Annotated in this window: 10 protein-coding genes and 2 tRNA genes; 6 read left to right on the top strand and 6 right to left on the bottom strand. The window is 72.4% G+C overall.

Going from position 1 to position 13,819, the window contains the following annotated elements; genetic code table 11:
- Positions 1-64 precede the first annotated feature (64 nt).
- Together ACZ5KV_RS02845 and ACZ5KV_RS02840 are read right to left on the bottom strand one after the other, a co-directional pair.
- Entirely contained in the window at positions 65-1,000 is a 936-nt protein-coding gene (locus tag ACZ5KV_RS02845) for a PhzF family phenazine biosynthesis protein (RefSeq protein WP_464240829.1), read from the bottom strand.
- Entirely contained in the window at positions 997-2,883 is a 1,887-nt protein-coding gene (locus ACZ5KV_RS02840; protein WP_464240828.1) for a protein-disulfide reductase DsbD family protein, read from the bottom strand. Before ACZ5KV_RS02840 ends, ACZ5KV_RS02845 begins: the two co-directional genes overlap by 4 nt.
- Before the next feature lie 89 nt (positions 2,884-2,972).
- Here ACZ5KV_RS02840 and ACZ5KV_RS02835 point away from each other — a divergent pair.
- The 3 genes from ACZ5KV_RS02835 to ACZ5KV_RS02825 all read left to right on the top strand — a co-directional run bounded on the left by ACZ5KV_RS02835 (position 2,973) and on the right by ACZ5KV_RS02825 (position 4,549).
- Positions 2,973-3,048, top strand: a tRNA-Lys gene (locus ACZ5KV_RS02835).
- A gap of 384 nt (positions 3,049-3,432) precedes the next feature.
- Positions 3,433-3,508: transfer RNA gene (locus ACZ5KV_RS02830), tRNA-Lys, on the top strand.
- Between the two features lie 273 nt (positions 3,509-3,781).
- A complete protein-coding gene (locus ACZ5KV_RS02825) occupies positions 3,782-4,549 on the top strand; it encodes a hypothetical protein (RefSeq protein WP_464240827.1) in 768 nt (255 codons plus the stop codon).
- A gap of 91 nt (positions 4,550-4,640) precedes the next feature.
- On the opposite strand, the gene ACZ5KV_RS02820 is transcribed toward ACZ5KV_RS02825, so the two are convergent.
- The 3 genes from ACZ5KV_RS02820 to ACZ5KV_RS02810 all read right to left on the bottom strand — a co-directional run bounded on the left by ACZ5KV_RS02820 (position 4,641) and on the right by ACZ5KV_RS02810 (position 9,324).
- Positions 4,641-6,902: a sensor domain-containing diguanylate cyclase gene (locus tag ACZ5KV_RS02820; RefSeq protein ID WP_464240826.1), complete on the bottom strand. Its 2,262-nt coding sequence runs from the start codon at positions 6,900-6,902 to the stop codon at positions 4,641-4,643.
- Between the two features lie 158 nt (positions 6,903-7,060).
- Entirely contained in the window at positions 7,061-8,461 is a 1,401-nt protein-coding gene (locus ACZ5KV_RS02815) for a radical SAM protein (RefSeq protein ID WP_464240825.1), read from the bottom strand.
- Entirely contained in the window at positions 8,458-9,324 is an 867-nt protein-coding gene (locus ACZ5KV_RS02810; protein ID WP_464240824.1) for a methyltransferase domain-containing protein, read from the bottom strand. Before ACZ5KV_RS02810 ends, ACZ5KV_RS02815 begins: the two co-directional genes overlap by 4 nt.
- A 223-nt stretch (positions 9,325-9,547) precedes the next feature.
- Here ACZ5KV_RS02810 and ACZ5KV_RS02805 point away from each other — a divergent pair, with 223 nt between their 5' ends.
- The 3 genes from ACZ5KV_RS02805 to ACZ5KV_RS02795 all read left to right on the top strand — a co-directional run bounded on the left by ACZ5KV_RS02805 (position 9,548) and on the right by ACZ5KV_RS02795 (position 13,153).
- The gene (locus ACZ5KV_RS02805) at positions 9,548-10,396 is read left to right on the top strand and encodes a ribonuclease H-like domain-containing protein (RefSeq protein WP_464240823.1); all 849 of its coding nucleotides are present in this window, start codon (positions 9,548-9,550) and stop codon (positions 10,394-10,396) included.
- A gap of 149 nt (positions 10,397-10,545) precedes the next feature.
- Positions 10,546-11,997 (top strand): MBOAT family O-acyltransferase, encoded by a 1,452-nt coding sequence (locus ACZ5KV_RS02800; protein WP_464240822.1) that lies wholly within the window; start codon positions 10,546-10,548, stop codon positions 11,995-11,997.
- 16 nt (positions 11,998-12,013) lie between these two features.
- Positions 12,014-13,153, top strand: coding sequence for an alginate O-acetyltransferase AlgX-related protein (locus ACZ5KV_RS02795; RefSeq protein WP_464240821.1), 1,140 nt, complete (start codon positions 12,014-12,016; stop codon positions 13,151-13,153).
- A 106-nt stretch (positions 13,154-13,259) separates the two neighbouring features.
- Here ACZ5KV_RS02795 and ACZ5KV_RS02790 read toward each other — a convergent pair whose 3' ends face one another.
- Positions 13,260-13,745: a MarR family winged helix-turn-helix transcriptional regulator gene (locus ACZ5KV_RS02790; protein ID WP_464240820.1), complete on the bottom strand. Its 486-nt coding sequence runs from the start codon at positions 13,743-13,745 to the stop codon at positions 13,260-13,262.
- Positions 13,746-13,819: the final 74 nt, after the last annotated feature.

Genomic DNA, 13,819 nt, shown 5'->3' with positions numbered 1-13,819 from the left:
GGCGGAGGCGCGCACAGGGGGCGGTCGGCGGGCCGCCCCCTTTTGCGTGGAAACCCGGCGTCTTCTAGTCGAAAACCCCGCGCGCGGCCATGGCGACCTCGCCGCCGACGAGTACCCGCTCCGGGGCCTCGGGCGGCCCCTCCACGCGCACGCGGATTTCGCTGGGGCGGTGCACGAAGCGGCCCTGGCGGATGGTCAGGGGCCGCCCGGGTTCGGCCAGCCCGTGGCGGACCAGGTAGGCCCCGGCGGGCCCGGCGGCGCTGCCCGTGGCCGGGTCTTCCAGCAGGCCGTGGTTGTCGAAGCTGCGGCCCTCGCGGGTGGTTACGTCCAGCGGGTAGCAGAAATGGGCGCCCACGGCGGCGAGCAGGGTCGCGAAGTCCGCGCTGGCCGGGCGGGCGCGTTCCAGCCCCCGGCGCAGGGGTACCAGCAGGTAGGGCAGCCCGGTGGAAACCACCTGCAGGGGCAGCCCGGGGGCGAGGTCGTCCTCGTCCAGGCCCTGGGCGCGCAGCAGGGCCCGGGCCGTGTCCGCGCCCGGCCCCGCATCCGGCCCCGCGCCTGGGCGCAGGGTCAGGGGCGGCCCGAACTGTGGCGCGCCCTGGTCCATCTCGGCTTCGTACCAGCCCCCGCGCGGGCCCAGGGCCCGGCGCGTGGTCACGCGGACCTCGCGGGCATTCAGGGCCAGGATCCAGGCGGCTTCGGGGGCGTCGGCCCCCAGGGCCTCGTGGAGCACGCAGGCCGCCCCGAGCACCGGATGCCCGGCGAAGTCCAGTTCCTCCTCCACGGTGAACATCCGCGCGCGTCGGGCTCCGGGGTGCGCCCCGGGGGTCAGGAAGATGGACTCGAACTGGCGCAGCTCGCGGGTCAGGGCCTGCATGGCGGCCGCGTCCAGGCCCCGGGCGTCGGGGAAGACGGCCAGCCCGTTGCCGCCCAGGGGCGTGCGCGAGAACACGTCCGCCTGCCTCCAGGCCAGCCCCGGGGGCACGGGCGTGGCCGCGCTCATTGGGCGGCGGCTCCGGGCGCCAGCACCCGGGCCAGGGCGTCGTCCATCTGCCCGCTGGTGAACAGGTCGCGCAGCACCAGGGGCCGCAGGCTGTCCGCCCCGGCGGGGAACACGGCCACCACCGGGATGCTCTGGCTGCCCAGGGCGCGCAGCAGCTCCAGGTGCCCGGGGGTTTCGCGGGTCATGTCCACCTGCATCAGGCGCAGGCCCCAGCGCCGTTGCCAGCGGGCGAGGTTGTCCGGAGCCAGGGCCGTGTGTTCCAGCAGCTTGCAGTTGGGGCACCAGTCGGCGGTGAAGTCCAGCAGCACGGGCTGGCTGCCCAGGGCGGCCCGGAAGGCGGCCTCGTCGTAGGGCTCCCAGGCCGCCGTCCGCCGGGCGGGGCTGAACAGCAGAAAGACCGCCGCCAGGACCACCGCCAGGGCTCCCGCACGCACCAGCACCCGGCGCAGGCGCGAGTCGGACAGGTCCGTCCAGCCGCCCCACATCCAGGCCGCGAGCCCCACGGCCCACAGCAGGGCCAGGGCGGGCACGAGCATGCCCCCGGGCAGGATGGACAGCAGATAGACGCAGGTGCCCAGCAGGAAGAAGCCCACCGCGCGCTCCAGATGGCGCATCCAGGCCCCGGGCCGGGGCAGCAGGCGCGCCAGCCCGGGCCGCGCGGCCATGAGCAGGAACGGGCTGGCCATGCCCAGGCCGATGGACAGGAACACGGCCAGGATGACCTCGGGCCGCTGGAGCAGCACCCAGCCGAGCACTCCGCCCAAAAACGGCCCGCTGCACGGCGTGGCCAGCAGGGTCGCCAGCACGCCGGTGAACAGGGCCTGGGCCCGGGGGCTGCCCGAGCGCCCGGCCTTGAGGTCCACCACCGGCAGCGAGTAGAGCCCGAAAAGCGACAGGGCCAGGGCGAAGACGACCACAGTCAGCCCCAGGACCACGGCCGGGCTCTGGAAAAGCTGGCCCCAGGCCAGCCCCAGGGCGGCCAGGGCCGTGCCCAGGGCCAGGAAATAGAGCAGCACGCCCGCCGAGAAGTACAGGTTGTGCTCGCGCAGGGCGCGGGTGCGCGCGGCGGGGTCGGCCGTCCCTCCCCCGGCCAGCAGGCCCGAGAGCTTCAGGCTGACCACGGGCAGCACGCAGGGCATGAAGTTGAGAACGAGCCCGGCCAGGAAGGCCAGGGCCAGGGCCAGCCCCAGGCCGGAGACCTCGAGCCCGGGCGCGAGGTAGCGCGGCTCGAAGGGCGCGGGCGCGGCGCCGGCCTGGCCCTGGGGCGCCAGGCCCGGCGCGGCGGCGGCCAGGGGGTCGCGGCTGGGGTCGGCGGCGGTGAGCGACGAATAGAGCGGGAACCAGAAGGTGAACTGGGCGTCGGGCAGTTCGGCTACGGCGCCGTCGTAGGTCAGGGCGACCTCGGCGCGCAGGGGCCAGCAGTTCTTGTCCGAACAGGCCGCCAGGGCCAGGGTGCCGCGCAGGTCCAGGCGCTCGCCGGGCTCCAGGTCCAGTTGCACGAACAGCGGCACGGTGCCGTGGTAGGTGTTCACCGTGAGCTTGGGGTCGAAGATGTCCGACTCGCTGGTGCCGGGAGGGTAGAGCACCGGCAGCGGCGGCCCGGCCTCGCCCTCGCGCAGGCGCAGGCTGGTGGGCATGCCGGTGTCGCCCGCGGGGTTGGCGTAGGCGTGGAAGTCCTCCTCCAGCGTCAGCCAGAGCACGGCCACCAGGGGCGTGGGCCCCGACGGGGCGGCCTCGCCCACGCGGAAGAGCGCCCATTTGGTGGAGAAGGGGGCGCTGGCGTCCTGGGCCCGGACGGAGGCGGGGGCGAGGGCGGCCAGGAGGGCGAGAACCAGGAACGCCGCCAGGGCGGCGCGACGGGAGCGGGAGTGATTCGCAGTCATGGCTCCGGGTATAAAATTGAATTTTGCGGTTGACAAGGGCGGGCAGGATGCATAGGTACTTTCCCGCGCCAAGAGCGCCAAAGGAACGTGGGTCATTAGCTCAATTGGTAGAGCAGTGGACTCTTAATCCATTGGTTCGGGGTTCGAGTCCCTGATGGCCTACCACGATCTCCAAGCCGCCTCCCGCCGGGGGGCGGCTTTTTTTGATGCCCGGGGGCGCGGGGAGCGCCTGCGCGCCCGGGGACTGTTCGCCCTTGTAAAAATTTTTACAGGTTGTGGAAAAGGAGCGCCTGCGCGCCCGGGGGGCTGTTCCGGGCCCGGCCGGGCGGGGCTGCCCGGCGGGCGCGGTCGGCTTCTGCGGGCGCGGCGCGTGCCGCCCGTGCCGCCCGGGGCCTGCGGAAGACGGCGGGCGCCGTCGGCACACCGCTCGGCATTGCGCGCAAAATCCATTGGGGCACAGGCATTTTGTGGAAATTGACCGGGTAGTGTCTTTTTTGTTGACTTCCCTCTTCGGGGTGATGTAATCAGGGCCTCCCAAACGGGAAACGTGGGTCATTAGCTCAATTGGTAGAGCAGTGGACTCTTAATCCATTGGTTCGGGGTTCGAGTCCCTGATGGCCTACCACGATCTCCAAGCCGCCTCCTTCGGGAGGCGGCTTTTTTTTGTGCTTGCGCCGCGCACCCGGGGCACGCGGGCCGGAGCGGCTCCGGCGGCGGCGGGACATCGGGCCGCTCCCCGGGGCCAACGGGCGAGAATGCAAGGGAATTAGAAAGAGTCTAGACAATTTCTACCGCAGCGGATACGTTCGACGAATCTGGATGGTCCGTTCCGGGCCGCCCGCCCGCATCGGGCGCGGCACCGGACAGCAGGGGCAGCGTGCCCCGCAGGAGACGCGCCATGGACGACCACACCCCGCCCGCCGCCCGCCCCGCCCGGGAGGCTGCCGCCCGCTTCGGGCGTCCGGCCGCTCCCGGCCGCGGTTCCGTTTCCGACGCCGCAGGGCTGGACCCGGCCCTGTCCCAGTCCCTGGCGGCGGTCATGGACCGCGTGGCCGGAGTGCTCGAGGGCCAGGCCGTGTACCGCCGCGAGATCGCCGCTCTGCGCGACGAGGCCGCCGGGCTGCGCGCAGCCCTGGAGCGGGCCGCCGGGGAGCGCCGCCAGGCCCTGGAGGCCCTGGGCCTGCACCGCGACCGCGCCGCGGCCCTGGAGGCCGAGGCCCGGGCCCTGCGTGCCGAGAACGCCCGCCTGGAGGAATACGTCCGGCGGCGCATCGAACAGGACAACCCCCTGCACGCCCGGCCCGGGGACGCTTTCCTGGATTTGCCCCTGGTCATCCGCAGCGGGCGCGGCGAGTTTCTGGGCGTGGCGGGCCGCCAGCGCGGCCCCTTCAGCACCCGGGCCCTGCTGGCGCTCATGCGCTCCAGCCAGCGCGCCGGGCGCGACGTGCGCCTGGGCTGGGACCGCGACGGCGAACACTGGGCGCTGCGCGCGGCCGTGCGCGACGAGGAGCGCGAGCAGAACCTCGTGTTCCTGCTCGACGAGACCGTGACCCCTAGCGGCAACCGCGTGGCCCGGCTGGCGCATATGATCGTGGACGGCAACGAGGCGCCCGACGGCGTGCTGGTGTCGCTTTTTCGCCAGATCAAGGACAGCTTCGACGCCTGAGCCGGAAGGCCGGTCCGGCGCGGCACGCGCAACGGGCCCGCGCGGGACATTCCCGCGCGGGCCCGTCGTCGTTCGGGCGCGATGCCCGGGCTCAGGCCGTCCCGGCGGGCGGCGTGTCCGGCGTGCCCTGCGCCTCCGGCATGCCCGGCACCGGGCCGTCCGCTTCCGGCGCGCCGTCCGTCCCGGCCGGGGCGGCGACCACGCGGTTGCGTCCGGTGCGCTTGGCCTCGTACAGCGCGTCGTCGGACAGCTTGAGCAGCGCGTCCAGGGCTGTTTCCCCCTGGGCGACGGCCAGGCCGATGCTGATGGTCAGGCGCAGTTCCAGGTTTTCGTAGCGGACCACCAGCCGTTCCACGTCGCTACGGATGCGCTCGGCGATCTGCCGGGCCTCGGGCTCCCCGGTTTCGGGCAGCAGCACGGCGAATTCCTCGCCGCCCACGCGCCCGAGCACGTCCGTGCGGCGCAGGGAGTTGCCCACGCAGGCCACCAGGGCGCGCAGCACCTCGTCGCCCGCCGGGTGGCCGTAGGTGTCGTTGATGCGCTTGAAGCGGTCGATGTCGAGCATCAGCAGGCCCACGGGGCGGGCGTAGCGCCTGGCGCGGTCCATTTCGCGCCCGGCCAGTTCCATGAACTGGCGGCGGTTGCTGGCCCCGGTCAGGGAGTCGCGCGTGGCCAACTGGCGCAGGACCTCCTCCATCTCGCGGCGGCGCGTGGTGTCGTGGGCCACGGCATAGACCAACCCCTCGTCCAGCAGGGCCAGGGCGTTCCAGTTCACCCAGCGGAAGGTGCCGTCCTTGCGGCGGAAGCGGCTTTCCAGGCCGACCACGTTGCGCCCCCGGGCCAGTTGCCCGAAGGCCTGGCGCACGGTGTCGGCGTCTTCGGGGTGGGTGAAGGCCGCCCAGGGCAGCCCGAGCAGTTCGCCGCGTTCCCAGCCCAGGGCGCGCGTCCAGGCGTCGTTGACCTTGCGGAAGCGCCCGTCCAGTCCGGCCACGCAGAGCATGTCCAGGGACACGTCGAAGAAGCGCTGCTGCTCGCGCTCGGCGCGCTTGCGCAGGGTGGCGTCCTGGAGCAGGAGCACCAGCCCGGCCACCCGGTCCCCCGTGTGGTGGGGGATGCAGGCCGCGTCGAAGTGGTGCGTCTCGCCCCGGGTGGAGACGAAGGGCATCTCGAAGTGTTGGGGCTGCCCGGCCAGGGCCTTTTCGCAGCGGGGCCGCACCAGGGCGCAGGCCTGGTCGCCGAACAGCTCGCGCAGGGGGCGGCCCACGATGTCCGCAGGCGTCAGGCGGAAGATTTCGGTGTGGTACGCGTTGGCGAAGCGGTAGCGCAGGTCGCGGTCCAGGTAGGCGATGAGCGCCGGGGTGTGGTCCATGACCAGGCGGACCATCTCGTCCCGCCCGGTGGCGGCGTCCGTCTGCGAAGCGCACAGGGCGGCCAGGTCGGTCACGTCGGCCGTCTGGATCACCGCGCCCCGGGCCTGCTGCGTGGTGCCCAGCAGCCGGGCCATGGTCAGGCGGAAGCTGCGCGGGCCGGACTCGTCCCGGGTCCGCACGTCCAGGCGCTGCATGCTGCGCTCCCCGGCCAGGAAGGCCGTCATGGGCGCCTCCAGCCAGGGCAGCAGCGTGGCCAGGGGCACGCCGTGCAGGCTGGCGCGCGTGCGCGGGCAGTGGGTGCCCCGGGCGTCCGGCCCGGGCGGGGCCTCCCCGGAGTGCAGCCCGCCGGGGGCCAGGGGGATGCCCAGCCGCGCCGCGGCGGCGAGGTTCAGGTGGCGCACGCGGCCCTGGGGGTCTACCAGGGCCAGGGGGTCGGGCAGGCTTTCCAGGGCACTCAGGTAGAGATTGCGCTCGTGGCGCAGCTCGCGGTTGCCCGCGCGCAGTTCCTCCAGGGCCGTGGCATCGTCGGGGGCGGTCCATTCGGCGCACAGGGCGATCTCGAAGCGGTCGAGGCAGCCGTTGACGAAGAGCTGGGCCGCGCGAGGGTCGGTCTGGGGCAGGGGCTGGTCCGCCAGCAGGTCGAGCAGGCTGCGGCGCAGGAGCTTGAGCAGGCCGAGATACAGGGCCAGGCGCGCGCCCTGGCGGTGCTGGATGCGGGCCTGACGGGCGGCCAGCTTCTCCAGGGGCTCCGAGGGCGGGGCGCCGGGCGGGGCCGGAGGCGGAGGCTGCCCGCCGTGGTGCCGGGCCGTGTCCAGGATGGCGGCGCAGACCTCGGCCACGGCCTCGCGCCAGGCGTCGCCCAGGGGGGAGACATACGGCCCGAAGCCCCGGGCCTCGGCGTAATGCAGCACCCGCGCCATGAGCCAGCCCTGGTTGGCGGCGAGCAGGTCTTGCAGGGCGTGGTGTTCCGGGAGCTGGGTCATGGTTCCGCCTCGGGGTGCCTGTAGTTCGCGGGGCGCGCGGGAAGGGTGCGCCTTTCATTGTATACCATGACCGTGCGGAAAAGAAAACCGGGAGGGCGGAAAGGGGAAATGCGTTCCACGGCAGGGGCGCGGGCCCGGGGCCCGCGCCCGGCTGCGGATCAGGGCTCGTCTTCGCGCAGCGGCGGCAGGAAGGAGGGGTCGTTCAGGTCGACCACCCGCTGGCCGATGGAGTTGTAGATGCGCACGTCCTCGTGGGTGCGCTTGAGCCGGTAGGCCCGGCCCTTGATGGCGATGAGCTTCTCGTCCTCCAGGGGGATCTTGTCGATCCAGCGTGCGCAGTCGCGGCAGGCGTCCACCTCGTCGAAGCGGCCCTGCTCGTGGCACTCGAAGGTCCGGATGCGCTCCAGGGAGAGGAACATGTCCTCGAAGTTCTGGGCGCCGAGGTTGCCGGCCTGGACGAAGCCGCACTGGCAGCCGATGGTGTCGCCGCCGGAGTTCACCGAGAAGCAGCCCGGCAGCCGCGAGCAGAAGACCCGGGGCCCGGTGTACTTGCCCTCGTGTTCGGCGCGCGTTTCGCCATGCACGGGCATGTAGCGCTGAATCCATACGTCGTCGGCCCTGGGGGCCCAGTATTCGCAAAACGCCTTCCAGTCGTTCCTGTTGAACGGCGAGTGACACAGCGAGACGGTGATGTGCGGCTTTGGTTTCATCCGCCTGCACTGGACGATGAAGTTCTCCACGTTGCGGACGACGCGGTTGTACATGCCCTTCTGGCGGATGGCCGCATAGGTCTCCTCCGAGGCCGCGTCGATGCTGATGTGCAGCTCGTTCAGGTTGGCGTCCAGCAGGGCCTGGGCCCGCTCGCCGTGCAGCATGGAGCCGTTGGTCGTCAGCCGGGTGCTGTAGCCGAAACGGGTGATTTCGCGGATGATGGCGTGGAAGTCCGGATGGATGAGCGGTTCCCCGCCGCCCTGGGGATGGATGATGATCCGTCGCCGGTCGTAGCGGATGCCGTAGGCCTGCTCCATGATGCGCAGACCGCGTTCGACCTTGTGGATGTAGCCGCGGGCCTCCTCGAAGGGCATGTATTTGCGGATGTCGCGCTCGTCGGTCCAGCGGTGGGCGGCGAACCCGCAGTGGGCGCAGCGGTAGTTGCAGAAGTTGGTGATGTCCAGATAGACCACGCTCAGCCTGAAGAAACGCTCCACGTCGGCCAGCCGGGCCTGGATCAGCTTGCCGCGTTCGACTATGTCCTGTGGGCCCAGGGCCTGGGGCTGGGCGTTTGCGGCCGCGCGGGCGGCGGCGTCGGCCTCTTCCAGGGCGCTCAGGCGGGCCTGGCCCTCGCCTTCGGGGTCCAGCTCGATGACGCGGCAGAAGGCGTTGACGGCTTTTTCGCGGTCGCCCAGCTCCTGGTAGAGCAGGCCGAGGTCGAGCCAGACCGGGGCGGGCTTGCTGCGGTCGCTGTAGGCCTGCTCCAGGTACTGCGCGGCCAGGGCCGGGGAGGGCAGGGCCCGGGCCTGCTCCTGTTCGGGGTAGGAAGGGGCGGCGATGGAATTCATGGGTTTCTCCTGGAAGGATGCTCGGTTGCGGAACCCGGGGCGGCGTGGAAGGTCACGCAGGTGGCCTCCAGGGCGGACGCGGGCAGATGCCTGTAGGGCGGGGCCAGAAGCGGGCGGACGGCCGCCAGGGCCGCCGGGTCCGTGGCGTGGATTTCCGTGCGGCAGCCGCCGAATCCGGCCCCGGCCAGGGCCCGTTCATAGTCATCCACGCGCCAGCGGTTGAGCAGGCAGGGCGCGCGCGGCGAGAGGGCCCGGCGCCACAGCCACTCGGGAAAGGTGAGCATGATGAACGGGTTGTGGTCGCGTTCGTGGCTGGTGAGGTCCACGCAGTGGGCCATGGCGCCGTCGGGGCGCAACCAGGCCCGCAGGGCCAGGAACACGGCCCGGGGGTCGGCCACGTGCTCCAGCACGGAGCCGCTGTAGATCAGGTCCACCCGGCCCTCGGGGCGCGGGGCGGGCAGGGTTTCGATGGTGCCGCGCAGCAGGGTCAGGCGCGCCCGGGCGTCGGCCCGGGGCAGGCCCGCGCGCCGGCAGGCCTCGCGCAGGCGGCGCCGGTGCGCGGGGTGATCGGGCGGTGCGAGTTGCGGATCGGCCAGGGTCACCCGGGCGAACCCGGCGGCCAGCAGGTGGACGCCCTCCAGGGCGTAGCGCCCGGCGCCCAGGAGCAGCAGGCTTGTTTCGCCCGGGGTGCGGCCCAGGCGGGCCGTCAGGTCGAGCAGCTCCGCCGCCAGGGCCTGGGGCCTTGTTTCGCCCGCGTTGGCCCGCCCGGGGCGCACGAGGTCCAGGGCGCGCAGGGCGCCAGGCGGCAAAAGCCGCCGGAGCAGCGCCTTGGCTGTGAAGCGTATCCGGGCCTGGGGGGGCATGGGCTGGGGTGGTCCTCCTGCTTTTCCGGGGGGCGGGCCGGGGGCCGTTTGTGCCGGTGCGCGGTTTTCCCGGGCGAAAATGCATGAATCGTTCCAGGCCGGGCGAACCCGGGCGGGAGCCGCCCGCGCGGATTCCCGCCCGGGGCGGCGTCGGCGCCTTGACGCCGCCCGCCCGGGGCCGTACCCTGCGCCGCGCAGCACTTCATACAGCCACAGGACGGCCATGCTCAAGCACACGTTCTGCCATATCCCGCGCGTGGGCGTGGGCACCGAGGAAAAGTACTGGCGCCGGGGCCTGACCTGCTGGGACGACGCCCTGGCCGCCCCGGAAACGGGCGCTGGCGCCCTGGGCCCGCGCGCGGGCTGGGTCCGCCAGCATCTGGAGCAGTCGCGTCGGCGGCTGGCGGCGGGCGACGCGCTGTGGTTCGCCCGGTCGCTGCCCTCGGGGCAGGACTGGCGCCTGTTCGCCGACTTCCGCCACGGCGCGGCCTACGTGGACATCGAAACCACCGGCCTGTCGCGCGACGGCGGAGACCACATCACCACCATCGCCCTCTACGGCGGCGGGCGCGTGCGGACCTACGTCCACGGCCGCGACCTGGAGCGCTTCGCCGACGACATCCAGGCGTTCTCCCTCTTGGTGACCTTCAACGGCAAAAGCTTCGACGTGCCCTTTTTACGGCGCGAGCTGGGCCTGAAGCTGGACATGGCCCACATCGACCTGCGCCACGTCCTGAAGCGCGTGGGTCTGTCGGGCGGGCTCAAGGCCATCGAGCACCGGCTCGGCCTCTCGCGCGACGGGCTGGACGGCGTGGACGGCTACTTCGCCGTGCTGCTGTGGCACGAATACCGGACCACGGGCAACCCGGCGGCTCTGGAAACGCTGCTGGCCTACAACGCCGCCGACGTGGTCGGCCTGGAGCCGCTCATGGTCCACGCCTGGAACGCCCTGGTGGACGAAACGCCCCACGGCGCGGCCCTGCGCCTGCCCGCCCCCCCGGCCCCCGCGCCCCTGCCCCACAGGCCGGACCCGGCCCTGGTTGCCGCCCTGCGGCGACGCTACGGCATCTAGATCGCGGGTGCCACGTTCCGGCGGCATTGCGGCGGCACCCCCGGTGCGCCGATTGCGGGCCGGTTTCCGTTCTGCTATTGTGCCGCGCCCCGTGCGGGAGCCCCCGGGCTCCGGCGGCGCGGGCAGCCTGCAACCCGACCGGGGCCTCGATGGTTTTCTCGTCGCCGATCTTCCTGTTCCTCTTCCTGCCCCTGGCGCTGCTGGGCAATTTTTTGCTGCCCGCGCGGGCCCGCAACGCTTTTCTGCTCGCCGCGAGCCTGCTGTTCTACGCCTGGGGCGAGGTTTTCTACGTCCTGGTGATGTTGGCCTCCATCGCCGCCAACTACGCCTGCGGGCTGCTGCTGGCGCGCGCGGCCACGCCCCGGGGGCGGCGGCTGGTGCTGTGGGCCGCCGTGGCCTTCAACCTCGGGCTGCTGGGCTGGTTCAAGTACGGCGGCTTCCTGGCCGCGAACGTCGGCGCCGCCCTTGCCGCCCTGGGCTTCGCGCCGCTGCCCGCCGTGGAAACGCATCTGCCCATCGGCATTTCCTTCTTCACCTTCCAGGCCATGTCCTACGTCATCGACCTCTACCGGGGCCAGGCCGCCGTGCAGCGCAGCCCCGTGAATCTGGCGCTGTACGTCAGCCTGTTTCCCCAACTCATCGCCGGGCCCATCGTGCGCTATCACGACGTGGCCGCGCAGCTCCTGCGCCGCCATGTGGACCTGGACGGCTTCGCCGAGGGCGTGCGCCGCTTCGTCGTCGGCCTGGGCAAGAAAATGCTGCTGGCCAACACCCTGGGCGAGGTGGCCGACCAGATCATGGCCCTGGACCCCGCGGCGCTTTCGGCCCCGGTGGCCTGGCTGGGCATCGGCTGCTACGCGTTGCAGATCTATTTCGACTTCTCGGGATATTCGGACATGGCCATCGGCCTGGGGCGCATGTTCGGCTTCCGCTTCCTGGAAAACTTCGACCATCCTTACGCGGCGGCGTCCATGCGCGAGTTCTGGCGGCGCTGGCACATCTCGCTGTCCACATGGTTTCGCGACTATCTGTACATCCCCCTGGGCGGCGGGCGGGCGGCGCCCTGGCGCGTGGCGCTCAACCTGTGGATCGTCTTCCTGCTCTGCGGGCTGTGGCACGGCGCGAGCTGGAACTTCGTCATCTGGGGCGCGCTGCACGGGCTGTTCCTGAGCCTGGAGCGCACGGCCTTCGGGCGGCTGGTGGACCGGCTGTGGCGGCCCCTGCGCCACGGGTACGTGCTGCTGGTGGTCCTGGTGGCCTGGGTCTTCTTCCGCGTGGAGGCGCTGCCCCAGGCCCTGGACTACCTGCGGACCATGGCGGGCGTGGGCGCGGCCACGGTCAAGGCCATGAGCGTCGAAACGTTCCTGCCCCGGGAGAAGCTGCTCATGCTGCTGGCGGCGGCGGCCCTGGCCCTGCCGTGGGCCCCGGCCCTCGGGCGGGCCCGGGCCCTGCTGGCCCGGCGCTGGCCGCAGGCCGGGCGTGCCGTTCCGGCCTGGGGCCCCGAGGCCCTGCGGGCCCTGGGGCTGCTCGCCGTGCTGGGCCTGTCGCTGCTGCATGTGGCCTCGGCGACCTACAACCCTTTCATCTATTTCAGGTTCTAGGATGGACGGAACGGGCGTGAAACGGGTGCGCGGGGCGCTGGCGGCACTGTTTCTGGCGGTGCTGTTCGTGCCCCTGGGCGGGTTGGTGCTGCATTGGAGCGACACCGTGGCTTCGGACGAGAACCGGACCCTGGCCGCGCTGCCGGGCTGGCCCGAGACCCTGGAGCAGGCCCGCGGGTTTCCCGGCGCGGTGGACCGTTTCGTGGGCGACCGTTTCGGCCTGCGCGCGGAGATGAGCGCCCTGTTCAACCTCCTCCAGTTGCGGCTGCTGGCGCCCAAGCCTTCGCGCTGGGTGGTTTCCGGGGCCGACGACTGGCTCTTCCTGGGCCAGAGCCTGGAGTACGGGCGCAAGGCCGCGCCCCTGGACGCCGCAAGCCTGGACGCCTGGGCCGCCCTGCTGGAGGCCAAGGCCCGCTGGCTGGCCCGCCGGGGCGTGCGCTACGTCTTCGCCGTGGCGCCCAACAAGGCCTCGGTCCACCCCGGGGAGGTGCCCCCGGAGCTGGCCCCGGCGGCCGTCACGGCGCTGGACCAGCTCCAGGCGCGCATGGCCGGGGTGGCGGGCTCGCCCCTGGTGGACCTCAAGGCCGCGCTGCTGGCCGGGGCCGGAAACGAACGGCTCTACCACAAGACGGACACCCACTGGAACGACGCCGGGGCCGTGCTGGCCGCGGCGGCGGTGCTCGGGCGCGCGGGCGTGCCCGCTCCCGGGTTGGACGAATTCCGGCGCACCCGCGTCTCCGGCCTGGGCTTCGGCCTGGCGCGGATGCTCGGGCTGCAATATGTGCTGCCCGAGGACTACGAGGAACTGACCCCCGTGGCAGAAAGCGCGACCGAAACCCTGGCCCCCCGGTGGCTGGGGCGGGACTGGAAGCAGTACCCGGCGCGGTTGTTCGCCGCGCCCGGGCGCCCGGGGCGGGTGGCCCTGGTGGGCGACTCCTTCGTCATGGGCACGAGCTTCGCCCGGCGCGTGGCCGAGCGCTTCGGCGCCGGGGTGGCCGTGCACCGCGAGCTGCTGCGCCCCGATTCCCCGGCGGAGCTGGAAACACTGTTGGACGCGGCGCGTCCGGACGTGCTGGTGGAGGAACTGGTGGAGCGCAACCTGCTGACCGTGCGGCCCGACGCCGCCCCGTTCCTGAACGCCCCGGCGGCGCCCTGAGCCCGCACGGCCGTCGAATCGCCTGACCGTCCGCCGGACGCGAAAAGGCCGCCTGCGCGCACTCCTCGCGCAGGCGGCCTTTTCGCGTCCCGGTTGTTTCGGGCCGCTACGCCGTGGCTTCCTCGCGCAGATCCTCGGAGAAGGATTGCAGGTTCGCCCGCAGTTCCTCCAGCAGGGAGATGCTGGCCTGGACCCGTGAATCCGGGATGCCCGCGTAGAGGGCCTTGTTCAACCGACCCATGGCGTTCATGAATATGCGTATGAATTCCTGGGCCTTGGGCTCCATGGAGACCAGCTTGATGCGCCGGTCCAGGGGCGAAACCCGGCGGCGGACCCAGCCGTCGCGCTCCAGGGCGTCGATGATGCGCACCAGGGTGGCGCCCTCGATGTCCATGCGCAGGGCCAACTCCTTTTGGGACATGGGTTCCAGGGCGTCCTTGAGAATGGCCAGGGCCATCCAGCGCGAGCTGCTCATGCCGTAGGGCCGGAACATGTCGTCCATGGCCTGGCGCAGTTCGCGGACGAAGAGCATCGTGCTCATCGCGTGGGCCTTGAAGAGCGGGGTGGCCCCGGCGGGCTTCGCGGTGTCCATGCGTCTCCTTGCGGCGGGCGGCGGCAGGGCCGCCCGGTTGCGGGCATGCGGCGCCCCGCCCGGAGGAGTGTCGG

The organism is Desulfocurvus thunnarius (assembly GCF_055390965.1).
The sequence above is the reverse complement of the archived record's forward strand: the minus strand, read 5'-3'. Positions and strand labels throughout refer to the sequence as shown.